This window comes from Tenacibaculum pelagium (assembly GCF_014062345.1).
Lineage (GTDB): Bacteria > Bacteroidota > Bacteroidia > Flavobacteriales > Flavobacteriaceae > Polaribacter > Polaribacter pelagius.
The window spans coordinates 447,668-464,479 of the sequence record NZ_JACGLS010000001.1 but is presented as its reverse complement, the minus strand read 5'-3'; the positions used below and the strand labels follow the sequence as shown (position 1 = coordinate 464,479).

Here is a 16,812-nt window from a genome sequence, read left to right as displayed (position 1 = left end):
TTAGTTTGTAAATGTTAATACAACCATTCAATTAGTTTCTCATTTACATTTGCTTTAAAGTTTCTTATAAAAACTCTATTTCCATTTTTAAAAGTGTATTTAATTTTAGCATTGTGAATATCATATCTGTCAGAATTAAAGATATTGTGATCAAGAATAATAAAATCTGCATTTTTGCCTTTTTCTAGAGAACCTAATTTATTTTGTAACTTTAATTGTTTTGCTCCATTTATTGTATAACCTTTAATTAAATCTTTTAAATCTAATCTTTCGGAAAGGGGTTCCATGATTGGTGCAGTTTTACCACCTTCAATATCTTGACGATTGTGTGCAACTTGCATCCCTAAAAAAGGATTTGAACGATTGTATTCTGCTGGAGAAGTTATATCGCTGGAAAAAGTAACTATTGTTTGATTATCTATTAAAGGTTGAGCTTTCATAATATGTTTGTTTCTTTCTCCTAAAACATCATCTAAAAAAGGAGCTGGGTCTCCATGCCAATGTGGAGTGAAATTAGCAACTACATTAAGCTTTTTCATTCTATCAATATCCTTTGGGTCCATTATTTCTAAATGACTTAATGTAAGTTTAGTGTTTAATTTCCCAAATTTTTCAGTTGCTCTTTCATAAGCGTTTAAAGCTGTTTTTATAGCAAAATCTCCAACAGTATGTACATGTAAATCAATCTTTTCTTTGTGTAGTTCTTCAATAAAATTTGTTAGAACGTCTTCAGCAACTAAAATATTTCCTTTATTATGTAAATCATCATTATAAACTTTAGAAACTGCTGCAGTTCTTATTTCTTTTATACCATCAAAATGAATTTTAATAGTGTTGAAATTTAAATTATCACTTTGATATTTTTTTTTAAGTTTTTTTAGTTCATCTATTGCTATATTTATGTGCTCTGGTAAAAATACATGATAACTGGCTTCATAAGTATGATGAAGTTTTCCTTCTTTGTCTAATTTATTTAGTGCTTCGTAAACATCGTTATCAAAATTAAAGTTGCCTCCATCGAATAATGTAGTTACACCATTTGAGCTTAGGTAGTTTAAGAAGAATTCTAATACAAACTCTAAATCTTCTTTATTTATTTTTAAAAGCTTTTTTAAAAATGGGAATGCAGCAAATTCTTTAATCCAACCAGTAGGCTCACCGTTTTTATCACGATAAAAAAAAGACAAATTTGCTACAGGATCTTTTGTACTCTTATTTACCCCCATCATTTCTAAAGCCTTACTATTTACCCAAATACTGTGTCCCCAGTCTTCAACTAAAATAACAGGTTTGTCATTTACAATAGCATCTAAATCTCTTTTATGAGGACCATTTTTATCAAAATCTTCCCAAAACCAAGTTCCTGCAATAATGTATGGTAAATCAGGATTCTCTTTATTAAAACTTTTTAACCATTCCAGTTTTTCTTTTATAGAACCTTCGGGTATAGGGTTTACATCAGCAAAAAGAGCAACTAAACCTGGATGCGTATGCGAATCAATAAGTCCAGGTAAAACTAATTTACCATTTAAATTTATTGTCTCAGATACATTATTACTAACTTTTAGAGCTTCTTTGCTACTTCCTATAAAGCTTATTTTTTCATCTTTAATTAACATAGCTTCAGCCCAAGGTTGTTTTGGATTTGAAGTATAAATTTTACCGTTTTTTATTAATAAAGTAGAATGTTTTTTTGATTGAAAAGGTTCATCAGAAAACCAATAAATAGAAAATACGGATAAAATAAGTACTAAAACTAAGTATAGGTAATGCTTTTTTTTCATTTGATAAAAGTTGATTTTCAAATATAAAAAAACCTCGCCAATATAGGCGAGGTCTTTTATTTTAGTTATTTAAAATAATCTTATAAATGAATTACTTCATCATAAGCATCAGCTACAGCTTCCATTACCGCTTCACTCATTGTTGGGTGAGGATGAATTGCTTTTAATACTTCGTGTCCAGTAGTTTCTAATTTACGACCTAAAACAGCCTCTGCAATCATATCGGTTACACCAGCGCCAATCATATGGCATCCTAACCATTCACCATATTTAGCATCAAAAATTACTTTTACAAATCCGTCAGGAGTTCCAGCAGCTTTGGCTTTACCAGAAGCAGAGAAAGGAAATTTTCCTACTTTTAATTCATATCCGGCTTCTTTAGCTTTTTCTTCAGTTAAACCAACAGAAGCAATTTCTGGAGTTGCATAGGTACATCCAGGAATATTTCCATAGTCGATAGCTTCAGTATGAACGCCTGCAATCTTTTCAACACAAGTAATTCCTTCAGCAGAAGCAACGTGTGCTAAAGCAGGACCAGGAGTAACATCACCAATTGCATAATATCCTGGGATATTTGTTTGGTACCAGTCGTTAACTAAGATTTTATCTCTATCAGTAATAATTCCAACATCTTCTAATCCGATGTTTTCAATATTTGTTTTAATTCCAACTGCAGATAAAACGATATCAGCTTCTAAAATTTCTTCTCCTTTTTTAGTTTTCACAGTAGCTTTTACGCCATCACCAGAAGTGTCAACAGATTCTACAGAAGAATTTGTCATCACTTTAATTCCAGTTTTTTTGAAAGAACGCTCCATTTGTTTAGAAACATCTTTGTCCTCTACAGGAACAATATTTGGCATAAACTCAACAACAGTCACATCAGTTCCCATTGAGTTGTAAAAATGAGCAAACTCAACACCAATTGCTCCAGAACCTACAACAATCATAGATTTTGGTTGCTTTGATAAGCTCATTGCCTCACGGTAACCAATTACTTTTTTACCATCTTGAGGTAAGTTTGGTAATTGACGAGAACGAGCACCAGTTGCGATAATAATATTATCAGCAGAATATTCAGTTACTTTTCCGTCAGCATCAGTTACATCAACTTTTTTCCCAGGTTTTACCTTACCAAAACCGTTGATAATATCAATTTTGTTTTTCTTCATTAAGAACTGAACACCTTTGCTCATTCCTTCTGCAACACCACGACTACGTTTAATAACAGCGTCGAAATCTTTATCGATTGCTTCCGCTTTTAATCCGTAAGCATCAACATGTTTTAAATAATCATAAACCTGTGCAGATTTTAATAATGCTTTGGTAGGAATACATCCCCAGTTTAAGCAAATTCCACCTAGTTCACTTTTCTCTACAATGGCAACTTTAAAACCTAATTGAGAAGCTCTAATTCCTGTTACATAACCTCCAGGACCACTTCCTATTATTAATACGTCGTATTTCATGTCGTTTATTTTTTACTTGTTGTTTGTTTATTTTTTACATTCTTTCAGGAACCTGAATTCCTAATAATGAGAATGCTGATTTTATAGTATCTGCTACCTTTTTAGATAACTGAACTCTAAATATTTTTTTATCTTGATTTTCTTCTCCTAAAATATGTACGTTTTGATAGAATGAGTTAAACTCTTTAACCAAGTCGTATGTGTAATTTGCAATTACAGCTGGTGAATAATTTTTAGCTGCTTGCTGAATTACTTCAGGATATAGCTCTAATTGTTTGATCAACTCCTTTTCTTTTGCGTGTAATTCAATCGAAACTGGGTTTGAATAATCAAAATCAGCCTTTCTTAAAATTGATTGAATTCTAGCATAGGTATATTGAATAAAAGGACCTGTGTTTCCTTGAAAATCTACAGATGCTTGCGGATCGAATAAAATTCTTTTCTTAGGATCTACTTTTAAAATGAAATATTTTAAAGCTCCTAAGCCGATAATTCTATATAATTCTTCTTTTTCTTGATCAGAATATCCTTCTAATTTCCCTAATTCTTCAGAAATTTCGCGAGCTGTATTCGTCATTTCATTCATTAAATCATCAGCATCTACAACAGTTCCTTCTCTTGATTTCATTTTTCCAGAAGGTAAATCTACCATTCCGTAACTTAAATGGTATAATTGCTCTGCCCAAGAATATCCTAATTTTTTAAGTATTAAGAATAATACTTTAAAATGATAATCTTGTTCGTTACCTACGGTATACACCATTCCGCCTAAATCTGTAAAATCTTTAGCACGTTGAATCGCAGTACCGATATCTTGCGTCATATAAACTGCTGTTCCGTCTGAACGTAACACTAGTTTTTCGTCTAAACCATCTTCAGTTAAATCGCACCAAACCGAACCGTCTTCTTTTTTATAGAAAACACCAGACTTTAATCCGTCTTCTATAACATCTTTTCCTAATAAATAGGTGTTGCTTTCGTAATATAATTTATCGAAATCAACTCCGATATTTTTATACGTTACATCGAAACCTTTGTACACCCATCCATTCATGGTTTCCCAAAGAGCAACTACTTTTTTATCTCCAGCTTCCCATTTACGCAACATTTCTTGTGCTTCAACAAATAAAGGAGCTTGCTTTTTAGCATCATCTTCAGAAATACCAGAAGCGACTAAATCGGCTATTTCTTTTTTATATTCTTGATCGAACTTTACATAGTAGTTACCAACTAATTTATCACCTTTTAAACCTGTTGATTCTGGAGTTTCTCCGTTTCCGAACTTCTCCCAAGCCAACATCGATTTACAAATATGGATTCCACGGTCGTTAATAATCTGTGTTTTATAAACTTTTTTACCAGAAGCTTTTAAAATTTCAGCAACCGAATATCCTAATAACACATTACGAACATGCCCTAAGTGTAAAGGTTTATTGGTATTAGGTGAAGAATACTCAACCATACGAGAAGAATTATCCGCCGAAGGCGAAACAAACCCGTACGTAGTATCCGTAGCTATTTGATTAAAGAAATTTGTGTAAAAAGCATCATCAATAACTAAGTTCAAAAAACCTTTTACCACATTGTAATTGGTAATTTCTTTAATGTTTTCAACTAAGTATTTACCTAAGTCTTCACCAATTTGTACTGGGTTTCCTTTCTTGTACCTTAAAAGTGGGAATACCACTACGGTGATATCTCCTTCAAAATCTTTACGGGTTGCTTGAAATTCTACCGAAGGAATTTCAGTTTCATATAAACTTAAAAATCCTTCTTTTACTTTGGTTTCGATTAGGTTTTGAATACTCATTCTGCTATTAAAAATTGAAGTGCAAAATTACATAAATTATTTGATTTTATTCAGTTGATATTTAAACTGATTCTTATGAATTATATAGGTATTTTTGTAAGATGGATAAAGACTTAGAGAACTTACAGAAGTTAGCAAAAGATGTTGAGAAAGAGAATAAGAAATATTTTTCGATGTTAAAAAGGCGCACACCTAAAAACTTAGATGTTGTAGTGCAACAAATACATGATGAAGAGTTTAAAAGAACTGATTGTTTAGATTGTGGAAACTGCTGTAAAACAACGAGTCCTATTTTTACAGATAAAGACACTGAGCGAATCGCTAAGTATTTAAAAATGAAAGTGCGCGATTTTACTGAACAATATTTAGAGCGAGATTCAGATGATTTTATGGTACTTAAAACTGCGCCTTGTTCTTTTTTAGATGAAAGTGACAATAGCTGCTTTATCTATGATGTGCGTCCGAAAGCATGTGCAGAATATCCACATACAAATAGAAGGAAATTCATCCAAATTGCCGATTTAACTATTAAGAATACAGAAATTTGTCCTGCAACTTATAGAATAGTTGAAGAGTTAAAAAAACGTTTGCCTGTTAGATATAATGAGAAGGTTAAAAGGTTTTAAGTATTAGATAGGGTAGAATTTTGTCTTGTATGAAAAGTCCAACTATTATAATTAAACAAATTACTTCTTCAGAAACTTTACCAATTCGACATAAAGTTATGTGGCCAGATAAACTATTAACTTATGTTAAGCTACCAAATGATCAGTTAGGTAAACATTATGGTTTATTTGTAAACGAAAAAATGACTGCTATCATATCTGTATTTATCACTAATAATGAAGCTCAATTCAGAAAGTTTGCAACATTAAATGAATTTCAAGGGTTAGGTTACGGAACTTTATTGTTACAAAATATTATTGATTTACTTAAAGAAGAAGGAGTAAAGAAATTATGGTGTAATGCTCGTATAGAAAAGACAAAATTTTATAAGAAATTCAATTTAAGAAGAACTAACAAAGTATATGAAAAAGGAGGCATTGAATTTGTAATTATGGAAAGGTATTTTAAATAAAGTAATATCAAAACCTATAAAGCACTCTTCACTTTAAATAGAAATTCAAAATCGTTATTTTACTAAGTTTTCTGTATTTTAGTCAAAAAATAAAATACATTGGAAACCCTTATTCATTATTTCGAAACCATTCCATCAGCACATAGAGCAGCTATTGTTGTTGGAGGAATCACTTTTTTTTGGCTACTAGAAAGCGCTGTTCCTTTATTTAGTTTTAAATATAATAAGTGGAAACACGCATGGCCAAACTTATTTTTTACAGGAACCACGATTGTTATCAATTTTATACTGGCTTTTTTGTTATTAAAAACAGCAGATTGGGTTCAAGCTAATGATTTCGGATTAATTAATTGGCTACCAGAAATGCCGTTATGGTTATACGTAGTTTTAGGTGTATTGTTTTTAGATTTCTTCGGAGCTTATTTAGCACATTATACAGAGCACAAAGTAAAACCGTTGTGGATGGTACATTTAGTACATCATACCGATCATAAAGTTGATACTACTACGGCAAATAGACATCATCCTTTAGAAAGTGTTATCCGTTTTACATTTACTTTATTAGGTGTATTTTTAGTAGGTACTCCGATTGCAATTGTAATGTTATATCAATCAATGTCATTAATCTTCACTCAGTTAACGCATGCAAATATTAAAATGCCTAGACAACTAGATAAAATATTAAGTTATATTATCGTTTCCCCAGATATGCATAAAGTACATCATCATAATTTATTGCCTTATACAGATTCTAATTACGGAAACATTTTTTCTGTTTGGGATCGACTATTAGGGACGTATATGGAACTTGATAGAGAAAAAATTGTTTACGGTGTTGATACTTTTCCTGATGAAGTAAAGAATTCTAGCTTAAAAGAATTATTAAAACAACCTTTTGCAGGATATCGTAAGCCTACTAATTTAGAGGAATTGAATTAATCTTTTTTTAGAAAAATATTTTCCAAAGACTTAATATAATTTCTCATTTTTACTCTAGATAAATTTGTAAGAATAGCAATTGTAATATCTTCTTTAGGATAAATTAAAAGCATTGATGAGGCTCCGATTCCACCTCCTGAATGACTAAGTTTTAAAGTGTTGTTTTTAGTTTTAGATATACTGATTCCAATTCCATAATTTGTTTTTTTATTATCACTAATTATGTTAGATGTAGTAATTTCAGATAAAGAATTATTACTAATTATTTGAGGCTTAATAAATTCATTTCCAAATAATACTAAGTCTTCAGTTGTAGATAAAAAACCACCTCCAGCAGCTTTGAATTCATTATTTACTTGAGGTCCAGTAGTGATTTTACCTTTTCTTATCATATAGAATTTTGTTCTATTTGCATTTTGTTCATCAGCTATATCTAGTTTAGTATGATTCATTTTTAAAGGACTAAAAACTTCATCATCCATAAACTCAAAAAAATCTTTATTAGCAGCGTTTTGAATAACTACACTTAGTAAGTTCCAGCCATATGTACTGTATTTAAATCTTGTTCCTGGTTTAAATAAAAGGTCAGAGTCTTTAAAAACATCTAGTCCTTTTACAATTGACATTTTATTATTGATTAAAAATTCACGTCCATTATAGTGTCTAATTCCAGCAGTATGTCCAGCAATTTGTCTAATAGTAAAATCATATTCTTTTTGAGGAAAATCAGGTACATATTTGTATAAGCTCTCATCAAACCCTAATTGTTTATTATCAACAAGTTTTGCTAAGCCCAATGCAGTTAAGGTTTTAGAGATACTAGCAATTCTAAATTGCGTTGAACTTGGTAATACCTCTTTTTTATTTTCAATATCTGAATATCCGAAACCTTCTGACCAAATATTATTTCCTTTATGAGATACCGTAACAGAAAGACCAGGTATGTTTTGTTCTTTAATAAAATTTTGAGTTGCTTTTATAGCTTCTTTCTTATTAAATTGAGCATGTACTAAAGCAGTAGAAAAAAGAACTAATACTATTAGTTTGTTATATAGTTTCATGGCTATTGTTTTTTTGTTTTTCAATCATTTCTAAAACATGTTTTCCTCGAGCTTTACAACCTTTACTTTCATGAATAATTTTAGTAGAAATTAAATGTTTTAGTTCTGGATGTATCCAATCTTTTTCTAAGCCAAACAGATATAAACTTGTCATTGTATAAGCTCTAACGGCAATTTTCTGATCACTAATTAACCAATCAAATCCAGTTTCAATAATCAAATCAATATGATCTTGGGTAAGCTTATGTTTAACTGCATTATCGCTTTTAGAAGTATAGGCTTTTGCAAGATGCTCACAGATTTTAGCGCAAGGTCTTATCACACTATCAAAATGGACTTTAGAAATGTTTTGAGTAAAGATATCTAAATAAGGTATAATATGAGAAATCCCTTGGTGTGTGCACATCCATTCCAATACCCAAGCGGCTTTTATAGAAAGCTTATTGTCTGTGTCAAAAGTTAAATCGACTAAATTTTTTACTAGTTCAGGTTGGTTTAATACAATATTTGCAGCTTTATCTCTGTTTACTCTAGCAGCATTGTCCATGTCGTTAAGTACAGAAGTTAAAAAAGAAATACTCATATTGGTATGGTTTATGTATTTTTGAAATTGTAAGTAATAAAATATTTATACATGTTAAATATAAAAAGGATATTTTCATTAACCATTGTATTGTCGGTAATTTTTGCTGGTTCATCAAGCGCACAAAAAATAAATAAATTTGATGCCAATGGAAAAAGAACTGGAGTGTGGAAAAAGTATTATGAAAATAATAAAATAAGATATTCAGGTCAGTTTAAAGATGGAAAAGAAGTTGGTGTTTTTAAATTTTACTCTCGAATTTCGTCTTCGCAACCAACAATTATTAAAACATATAAAGCAGATACCGCTTCAGTTAAGTTTTACAATGAGTTAGGTAAACTGAAGAGTGAAGGTAACATGTTAGGTAAAAATCGAGTGGGTAAATGGGTTTATTATTACACGAATGGAAAGATTTTCTCTGATGAAGAATATGTAGATGGGAAGTTAGATGGAGTGCTGAAAAATTATTATCCAAACGGAAAGATTACAATAGAATCTTTATATAAAAATGGTAAGAAAAACGGATTGTCTAAAACTTTTACTGATGCAGGGATTTTAATAGAAGAAGTCTATTATGTAAATGGAAAATTAGATGGAGAAGGTAAATACTACGATTTAAAAGGAGGTTTGAAAGAAAAAGGAATGTACAAGAATGGAAAGCGAGATGGAAAGTGGGAATTTTACATGGATGGAGAATTAGTTACTAAGAAAAAAAGAAAAAGACTTTCCGAACTTAAAAATAAATAATAGCGGTTTATTTGAGTAATCAATTTATTCAATAGTAGCATCAATTCTTTCCATATTAAAAACGTTTAATATTTCGTAAATTTGCAGCTTCAAAAGTAAAAAATGAAAAGAGTAGTAGTAGGACTTTCAGGAGGTGTAGATAGTAGTGTAACCGCACATTTGTTAAAAGAACAAGGTTATGAAGTAATCGGGCTGTTTATGAAAAATTGGCACGATGATTCCGTAACAATATCCGATGAATGCCCGTGGTTAGAAGATAGTAACGATGCTATGATTGTTGCTGATAAATTAGGAATCCCTTTTCAAACAGTAGATTTAAGCGAGCAATACAAAGAACGTATTGTAGATTATATGTTTAACGAGTACGAAAAAGGACGTACTCCGAATCCAGATGTTTTATGTAATCGTGAAATTAAATTTGATGTGTTTATGGATATCGCATTAAGTTTAGGAGCAGATTACGTAGCTACTGGTCATTATTGTAGAAAAGGAGAGGAGATTATTGATGGTAAGCCTGTATATAAATTATTGGCAGGTAAAGATAGTAATAAAGATCAATCGTATTTTTTATGTCAATTATCTCAGGAGCAACTTTCTAAAGCATTGTTTCCTATTGGTGAATTAACAAAACCAGAGGTAAGAGAAATTGCTAAAGAAGCCGATTTAATTACAGCTGATAAAAAAGATTCTCAAGGATTGTGTTTTATAGGTAAAGTTCGTTTACCAGATTTTTTACAACAAAAGTTACAGCCTAAAGAAGGTGTAATAGTTCAAATACCTTCTAGCTTTGAACAGTATAATCGTTCAACTCCAAAGTTTGAAAATAAAGAAGCGGAATTGAAATATTTTTCAACCAAGTATTTTTATAAAAAAGAAGACGGAAAGGTAGTAGCCAAACACCAAGGAGCACATTATTTTACGAAAGGACAACGAAAAGGACTAGCAGTTGGAGGAACTAAAGAGCCTCTATTTGTTATTGAAACCGATGTTGATGAAAACATAATCTATACAGGCGAAGGTAAAAACCACGCAGGTTTATACAGAAAAGTCTTATTTGTTTCTAACGAAGAGTTGCATTGGGTTCGTGAAGATTTAACTTTACAAACAGGAGAATCAATGGAAGTGGAAGCGCGTATTCGTTACCGTCAAAAATTAGAAAAAGCTAGTTTATATAAAGTAGAGAGTGGATTATACGTAGCGTTTGAAAATACGCAATCAGCCATACAAGAAGGACAATTTGTAGCTTGGTATACAAATGAAGAGTTGTTAGGTTCGGGAGTGATTTCTTAAAGCGATGATACAGTCTAAAAAGTTTTGGAAATTCATTTATACTATAATATCTCTTATTGGAATAGGAATGTTAGTATATGGGATAGTACTTTATGAATTAACTTTGATTAACGAGTATCTTTTATTACTTGGAATAATTATTTTTTCAATCCCTTTATATTTTTTTATTAGAAATCACTATGCTAATTTATATGATGTAAGTAAATATTTTTATCCTTTTTGTGTATCAATTACATCTGCTGGATTTATTTCAGTTACTATATTTTTAATGCTAAATTTTCATTTTGCCAATAAAGATATTATAAACGATTATGATTTAATAATAAGAGAAAAAGGGATATTAGGAGGTAGAGGAAGAACACCATATGCTGTAGTAAATATTGAGAATAAGAGGAAGAATATTTTATTTCCTAAAGGCGAAATTATTAGACTTAACAATAGAGTTTATCTGAAAACGATAAAAGGCTTATTTGGTTTTGAAGTGATTGTAGAAAAAAAAATTAAATAAATTACATATATAACATTAACCTCGATTTACTCGAGGTTTTTTTGTGCTTATTATTTAATGATTGTACATTTACCTTATGCAAAATAAAATAACCAAACTATTTAATATACAATATCCAATTGTTCAAGGAGGGATGATTTGGGTGAGTGGATGGAAATTAGCATCTGCAGTTTCTAATGCTGGCGGATTGGGTTTAATCGGTGCGGGATCTATGTACCCTGATGTGTTAAGAGAACATATTCAAAAATGTAAAAAAGCAACAGATAAACCTTTTGGAGTAAATGTACCAATGCTGTATCCTGATATTGAAAAAATCATGGATATAATTGTAGAAGAAGGCGTGAAGATTGTTTTTACATCGGCAGGAAATCCAAAAACTTGGACGAGCTTTTTAAAAGAAAAAGGAATCACAGTAGTTCATGTCGTAAGTTCTGTAAAGTTTGCATTAAAATCGGAAGCTGCTGGAGTAGATGCTGTAGTTTGCGAAGGTTTTGAAGCTGGTGGACATAACGGAAGAGAAGAAACAACAACGTTTACGTTGATTCCTATGGTGAAAGAACAGGTTAAGATTCCTGTAATTGCTGCAGGGGGAATAGGATCGGGTAGAGGTATGTTAGCAGCAATGGTTTTAGGTGCTGATGCAGTGCAAATTGGAAGTCGTTTTGCAGCTACTTTAGAATCTTCGGCGCATGATAATTTCAAACAAACTATTGTTGATGTTAAAGATGGCGGAACACATTTAACTTTAAAAGAGTTAGCTCCTGTGCGTTTGGTAAAGAATAAGTTTTATCAAGAGGTACAAGAGTTGTATCAACTAAACCCTACAATAGAACAAATAAAAGAGTTACTTGGTCGCGCAAGAGCTAAAAAAGGAATGTTTGAGGGGGATTTAGAAGAGGGAGAACTAGAGATAGGACAAGTAGCTGGATTGATACATGAAATTAAATCAGCAAAAGACGTTTTAAACGAGATTGTTGAAGAATATCAAAAAGTAAAAAAGGAGCAGCTGTTTTAAAATAGTTGAACAAATAAAAAAGAGAAGCAAATTGCTTCTCTTTTTTATTTAGTATTTATTGTTTTATATAGGTCTACTTTAATTTATTAAAATTAAGATTATCAATTTTTTTTGTTAAATCTAAAATTAATGGATGATCTTTCGAGTAATATTTCTTTCCCAAAATTAATGCCTTTTCATATTCTTTAATAGCTAATGTTTTCTTTTTATTCTCAAAATAGATATCTGCATTTAATACTGTGATATAAAAATTATATACTGATTGTTTTTTTCCAAAACTATTATTATTAACCTGAATAGCTTTTTTTAAATAAAAAGAGCTTAATGAAGTTTTTTTCTGTTTTAATTTGGATTCGGAAATATTTAAGTAGCTTATAATTTGATTGAAATTATTATTTTCTGGATAATAATTGTCAAATGTTTTTATAGATTTAGTAAATAGAGAATCAGCCTTTGTGTAATTTTTATTATTAAACTCAATTAAACCCAAGCCATTTAAAGCAATTCCTATATTAGGAGAGTTTTTAATATTATATTTTTTATGTATGTCTAGTGTTATAGAAAATAAAGAATCAGCTAAAGTTTGTTTAAAGTTAATGTTAAGATTAGCGATGTCATTATAAATATCCGTATTGCTAGGAAACATATAATCAAAACTAGAGATATAATTTATTCCTTCTTTATTTATATCTCTTCTATTAAAATCGATATTAAGTTCATTGTTTAATAAAGCTATTTTTAAATCAATAAAAAAGAGCTCATCACCTTTAGTTTCAATATTTTTAAATTCTTTTTTAGTTTTTGAATATAATTGTTTTGCATTATGATAATTCCCAATTATATCATTGTAGTTACTTTCTAAAAGAGTAGTATAAGGTAAGTTCAATTTATAATCTTTATTTTTTAAAAGCCATTTTTTTGTTACTTTAAGTTGTTTACTAAAATCTGAATAATTAGAGTTGGCAAGATATAATCTTGACAATAATAAGCTAGAATAAAAGGTGTTTAGGATGTTTAATTTTTCTTTTTTAGAAAAACAATCATAGCACTTTTTTGCACTAATTAAAGCTAAATTTATATTACTCTTTTCATTAATAAGAGAGTTGTATAATAAATAAGTACAATCTTTTTCTTTTGAAATTTTCAAATATTTTTTCAAATATTTTTTGGAGTTATCTATACTATCTGTTACTAAATAAGTTTTAACAAGACTTAAGTATCTACTTTTATAATAAGATATATTATTAAGACTATCTTTTCTTAATATCTTAAAAGAAGTTTTATTTAATTCTATTACATCTTTATGAAAATCTCTTTTAGAATAGTTGTCAATCATATTCTCTAATATATAGTAGTAATCTATACTAATAGAATCATTGTGCTTAGAATAGTTTTCTATTATATAGTTTATTTCAATATCATATGAAGTAAAGTCATTAATTTTATTATAAGATTTGAGAATATCGAACCTATTCCAATATTGATTAGTTTTCTTTTTTTTAAGAAAATCTGTTTTATATTCTTTTAAATTGAATATACTATCAACTAAAAAGTAATTTTTTAAAGCTTCATTGTATTTTTTGTTGTCATATAAATGCTGTGCTTTTTTTGTGTAAGACTTATATAACATATCATAAGTTCCTGAAAAATATTGATATTCATTTTTTTCATAATTTTTCCATTTTTTACCATAAGTAATTGCACTTTTAGCAGCTTGAATAGCGGTATCATAATTGTTGTTAGCTATGTTATCCTCATATTTACTAACTTCATCAAACATTTTAATATTGAAATATAAATAAGATTCATGATCAGTAAGGTTTTTGATTATATAGCGATAAATATCATTTTGAATTGAAGAAAACACGAAAAAAGAAGTGATAATTGATAGGGAACTAAGTCTAAATAGAATGATCTTTAATTCGTTAGGAAAAGAGTCTCTTTTTTTTAACCAAAAAACAAAAAGGGTAAAACTATAAATAAAACCAATAGTCGTAATTAGTTTAGAATAAGTAGATATAGATAAGTTAAATGAATATAAAAGAGTAATGATTAACATTGAAAGTGTAAAACCAGCAGTTATTCTTATTAGTTTATTATAATCGTTTTTATAGAAAAAATAATTCCCAAATAAAAAATAAGAAATAGCCAGTAAACCCATTTCGCAATAAAATAATATAGAAAATCCCCAAAAATCAAAAAACATTGATACTATAAAAGTACTTATTGTAAGTATGATTAAATTTCTTTCAAATTTATTCAATGTGATGTTTTATTTAATATTATTAGATTTTATAAAATCAGAAATTAAATAACTTATAAATTTACCTACTTGTCCGTTAGCAATATCATCTTTCATAACTGCAGGTGCACCTTCACAAATATGGATATATGAATTGTTTTTAAGCTTACTTAATTCATACACAAATCTACGTGCTTGTTGAGGTGAAAATCCACTTGGTGTCATTGCGCTACTAGGAAAATGTTGAATACAATCTAAATCTATTTCAATACCAAAAGGTTTTTCTTCTATAAACGTTTTAGCTCTTTGTAATTCGTTTTCAAAAGGAACAGATTTATAAACTTCTAACTCTTCATAGGTGTTATAATCGATATTGGTATTGCTATGAATAAAATCAAAAATATACTGAGGTGTATAATTTTCATGCAACCCAAACATAAAATACTTGTCTAGATAATTATGTTCTAAGGCGTATGAAAACCCGTTGCCACTATGACGCTCTTCTAATTTTCTTAAATCTGTATGCGCATCTAAATTGATAACATTTATCGATTGATTTTTTGCTTCGGATAATCCCTTTAAATTTCCGTATGCATTGTTATGCCCACCACCAATTACAATTGGAGTTTTACCAGCTTCTATAATTGTTTTTATAATAGAAGATAATTTCTGATCGATAGCTTTTACCAATAAATCACCTTTTTCTCTATCAAATCCATCAAACTTAGAAACTTCATCAGCATAGTCTAGGTAACCTAAAATAACAACATCTTGCCCGTTAATAAACTGATTTTGCTGGGTGTTTAAAAACGATTTTAATGCAGGGATAAAGGCAGTTTGAGCGCCTGCATTACCATAATTCATTTTTACACCAATATCTTCAGGAACTCCAAGGATGACATATTTAGCTGAAGAATTTTTAAGTTCTTCAATATTAGAAACAGATTGAACTAACTCTCCAATTTTAGTTTCTCCATCTCGTGGATTTACAAAATTATTAATGTCGTGTTTAGAGAAAATACGTAACATATTAAATGGCTTTTCCGTTAATAAAAACTGAATCTATTAAAACTGAACCAAAATTATACGGAATAGCTCCGTAGCTTAAAATTTCTTTCGTGACGATAAAATTGGCTTTTTTACCTTTGGTAATACTTCCTACTTCATCAGATAAATTCATAGCATAAGCTCCGTTAATAGTGGCTGCATTGATCGCTTCTTCTGGAGTCATTTTCATCTTAATACAAGCAGTTGCTACCACAAAATTCATGTTACCTGATGGAGTAGAACCTGGGTTAAAATCTGTTGCAAGAGCTAATGGTAAACCAGCATTCATAATTTCTCTTGCTGGTGTAAACGGAATACTTAAAAAGTATGAGCAAGATGGTAAAGCTACAGGCATGGTTTGAGTTCCTTTTAGAGCTTCAATATCCTCAGTATTCATCACTTCTAAATGATCTACAGACAAAGCATTGTGTTTAACACTTACTTGCACACCACCAATAGTTGTAAATTGATTCACGTGTACTTTTGGAGTTAGTTCATATTTTTTTCCTGCTTCTAAAATTCTGTCAGTATCTTCAACAGAAAAATAACCCGTTTCGCAAAAAGCATCGATAAATTCAGCAAGATTTTCTTCAGCTATTTTAGGCAACATTTCGTTAATAATTAAATTAATGTAACCTTCCTTATTGTTTTTATATTCAGCAGGAAATGCATGTGCACCTAAAAAAGTAGCTTTTATAGGTAGTTTATAATTTTCGCGTAGCTTCTTAATTACACGCAACATTTTTAGTTCAGCATCTACAGTTAAACCATAACCTGATTTAATTTCAACAGCACCGGTACCTAATTTCATTACTTCTTCTAAGCGAACAGCAGATTGTTTATACAATTCTTCTTCTGATGTTTCCTGTAGTTTCTTAGCAGAATTTAAAATTCCACCACCGTTATTCGCTATCTCTTCGTAAGTCAACCCATTAATTCTATCAACAAACTCTTGCTCTCTATTACCAGCATAAACAATATGCGTATGAGAATCGCACCAAGTAGGTAAAATCATTTTACCAGTGCAATCAATTATATTGTCTATTGATGAAGGAACATCATCCATAGAACCAAAATCAATAATTGTATCATTTTCTAAAAGTAAAAAAGCATTTTTTATAGTTGGTAAAATACTCATTTCTTTACCAGAAACTTTTTTTATAGATGCTTCTCGAACTTGAATTAATTCCTTGATATTTATCAATAAAGTTGTCATGTATTGTACTTAGTTTTGTAGAA

Annotated in this window: 15 protein-coding genes; 7 read left to right on the top strand and 8 right to left on the bottom strand. The window is 29.8% G+C overall.

Annotated features, from left to right (window positions below):
• Window positions 1-14: 14 nt before the first annotated feature.
• The 3 genes from H3Z83_RS02175 to argS form a co-directional block, all read right to left on the bottom strand.
• Entirely contained in the window at window positions 15-1,784 is a 1,770-nt protein-coding gene (locus H3Z83_RS02175; RefSeq protein ID WP_182123838.1) for an amidohydrolase, read from the bottom strand.
• 80 nt (window positions 1,785-1,864) lie between these two features.
• A complete protein-coding gene (gene lpdA / locus H3Z83_RS02170) occupies window positions 1,865-3,253 on the bottom strand; it encodes a dihydrolipoyl dehydrogenase (RefSeq protein ID WP_182123837.1) in 1,389 nt (462 codons plus the stop codon).
• Window positions 3,254-3,287: 34 nt separating this feature from the next.
• On the bottom strand, window positions 3,288-5,063 hold the full coding sequence (gene argS / locus H3Z83_RS02165) for an arginine--tRNA ligase (protein WP_182123836.1): 1,776 nt from the start codon (window positions 5,061-5,063) through the stop codon (window positions 3,288-3,290).
• A 101-nt stretch (window positions 5,064-5,164) separates the two neighbouring features.
• Between argS and H3Z83_RS02160 the strand changes: the two genes are divergently transcribed.
• The 3 genes from H3Z83_RS02160 to H3Z83_RS02150 all read left to right on the top strand — a co-directional run bounded on the left by H3Z83_RS02160 (window position 5,165) and on the right by H3Z83_RS02150 (window position 7,080).
• On the top strand, window positions 5,165-5,689 hold the full coding sequence (locus H3Z83_RS02160; RefSeq protein ID WP_182123835.1) for a YkgJ family cysteine cluster protein: 525 nt from the start codon (window positions 5,165-5,167) through the stop codon (window positions 5,687-5,689).
• Between the two features lie 29 nt (window positions 5,690-5,718).
• Window positions 5,719-6,141, top strand: a complete 423-nt coding sequence (locus H3Z83_RS02155; protein ID WP_246337445.1) for a GNAT family N-acetyltransferase — start codon at window positions 5,719-5,721, stop codon at window positions 6,139-6,141.
• A gap of 99 nt (window positions 6,142-6,240) precedes the next feature.
• Entirely contained in the window at window positions 6,241-7,080 is an 840-nt protein-coding gene (locus H3Z83_RS02150) for a sterol desaturase family protein (RefSeq protein ID WP_182123834.1), read from the top strand.
• On the opposite strand, the gene H3Z83_RS02145 is transcribed toward H3Z83_RS02150, so the two are convergent.
• Both H3Z83_RS02145 and H3Z83_RS02140 read right to left on the bottom strand, forming a co-directional pair.
• Entirely contained in the window at window positions 7,077-8,141 is a 1,065-nt protein-coding gene (locus H3Z83_RS02145; RefSeq protein ID WP_182123833.1) for a serine hydrolase domain-containing protein, read from the bottom strand. The genes H3Z83_RS02150 and H3Z83_RS02145 overlap by 4 nt on opposite strands.
• Complete coding sequence (locus tag H3Z83_RS02140) at window positions 8,128-8,724, bottom strand: adenylosuccinate lyase (RefSeq protein ID WP_182123832.1); 597 nt, start codon at window positions 8,722-8,724, stop codon at window positions 8,128-8,130. Before H3Z83_RS02140 ends, H3Z83_RS02145 begins: the two co-directional genes overlap by 14 nt.
• 51 nt (window positions 8,725-8,775) lie before the next feature.
• Between H3Z83_RS02140 and H3Z83_RS02135 the strand changes: the two genes are divergently transcribed.
• The 4 genes from H3Z83_RS02135 to H3Z83_RS02120 all read left to right on the top strand — a co-directional run bounded on the left by H3Z83_RS02135 (window position 8,776) and on the right by H3Z83_RS02120 (window position 12,284).
• Window positions 8,776-9,471 (top strand): toxin-antitoxin system YwqK family antitoxin, encoded by a 696-nt coding sequence (locus H3Z83_RS02135; RefSeq protein WP_182123831.1) that lies wholly within the window; start codon window positions 8,776-8,778, stop codon window positions 9,469-9,471.
• A 102-nt stretch (window positions 9,472-9,573) separates the two neighbouring features.
• Entirely contained in the window at window positions 9,574-10,761 is a 1,188-nt protein-coding gene (gene mnmA / locus H3Z83_RS02130; protein WP_182123830.1) for a tRNA 2-thiouridine(34) synthase MnmA, read from the top strand.
• 4 nt (window positions 10,762-10,765) lie between these two features.
• Entirely contained in the window at window positions 10,766-11,269 is a 504-nt protein-coding gene (locus H3Z83_RS02125; RefSeq protein WP_182123829.1) for a hypothetical protein, read from the top strand.
• Between the two features lie 76 nt (window positions 11,270-11,345).
• Complete coding sequence (locus tag H3Z83_RS02120; protein ID WP_182123828.1) at window positions 11,346-12,284, top strand: NAD(P)H-dependent flavin oxidoreductase; 939 nt, start codon at window positions 11,346-11,348, stop codon at window positions 12,282-12,284.
• Window positions 12,285-12,357: 73 nt separating this feature from the next.
• On the opposite strand, the gene H3Z83_RS02115 is transcribed toward H3Z83_RS02120, so the two are convergent.
• From H3Z83_RS02115 to hutI, 3 genes are all read right to left on the bottom strand, one after another.
• Complete coding sequence (locus tag H3Z83_RS02115; RefSeq protein WP_182123827.1) at window positions 12,358-14,445, bottom strand: tetratricopeptide repeat protein; 2,088 nt, start codon at window positions 14,443-14,445, stop codon at window positions 12,358-12,360.
• Window positions 14,446-14,556: 111 nt separating this feature from the next.
• Window positions 14,557-15,555 (bottom strand): formimidoylglutamase, encoded by a 999-nt coding sequence (locus tag H3Z83_RS02110; protein WP_182123826.1) that lies wholly within the window; start codon window positions 15,553-15,555, stop codon window positions 14,557-14,559.
• 1 nt (window position 15,556) lies between these two features.
• Complete coding sequence (hutI, locus tag H3Z83_RS02105; protein ID WP_182123825.1) at window positions 15,557-16,789, bottom strand: imidazolonepropionase; 1,233 nt, start codon at window positions 16,787-16,789, stop codon at window positions 15,557-15,559.
• Between the last annotated feature and the right edge of the window lie 23 nt (window positions 16,790-16,812).